Annotated in this window: 1 protein-coding gene; it reads left to right on the top strand. The window is 67.9% G+C overall.

Annotated features, from left to right (window positions below):
• Nucleotides 1-751: RNA-guided endonuclease InsQ/TnpB family protein (locus tag AC08OQ_RS14485; RefSeq protein ID WP_476601516.1), on the top strand; the 751-nt coding region annotated here is incomplete at its 5' end.
• Nucleotides 752-835 lie beyond the last annotated feature (84 nt).

Genomic DNA, 835 nt, shown 5'->3' with positions numbered 1-835 from the left:
AGCGAAGCAGGACCGGCCGTTGGACATCATCTGGTCGCGCCCGCTGCCCGAGGGGGCGGAGCCGTCGCAGGTGACGGTGTCACGGAACTCGCGCGGCCAGTACCACATCTCAATCCTGGTCGAGGAGACCATCGCCACCCTGTCCCCGCGTGCGGGTCAGGTCGGTGTCGACGCGGGTATCACCTCGCTGCTTACTCTGTCGACCGGGCAGAAGGTCACCAACCCGCGGCACGAGAAGCGGGACCGTGCCCGGCTGGCCCGCGCGCAGCGGGAGCTGTCCCGCAAACAGAAGGGGTCGGCGAACCGGGCGAAGGCCCGGCTGCGGGTGGCGCGGATCCACGGCCGGATCCGCGACCGGCGCCGGGATCATCTCCACAAGCTGTCCACGAGGATCATCCGCGAGAACCAAACGGTGGTCATCGAGGACCTGGCGGTCCGCAACATGGTCCGCAACCATTCGCTTGCACGGGCAATCTCCGACGCTTCGTGGTCGGAGCTGCGGCGGATGCTGGAGTACAAGGCCGGCTGGTACGGCCGGACCGTCATCGCGATCGACAGGTTCTATCCGTCGTCCAAGACGTGCTCGGTGTGCGGGTCGATCGCAAACACGATGCCGCTCGACGTCCGGACATGGGCCTGCCGTGGCTGTGGCGCCGTCCACGACCGGGACGTGAACGCGGCAATCAACATTCTGGCCGCGGGGCTCGCGGTGTCCGCCTGTGGAGACGGAGTGAGACCGCCTCGCTCCTGACGCGAGGAGGCATCCGCTGGTGAAGCAGGAACCCGCACCGCGAGGTGTGGGAATCCCCGGCCTTCAGGCCGGGGAGGATGTCAA

The organism is Frankia sp. CcCS3 (assembly GCF_977927575.1).
This window is presented reverse-complemented; position numbering and strand designations above follow the sequence as displayed.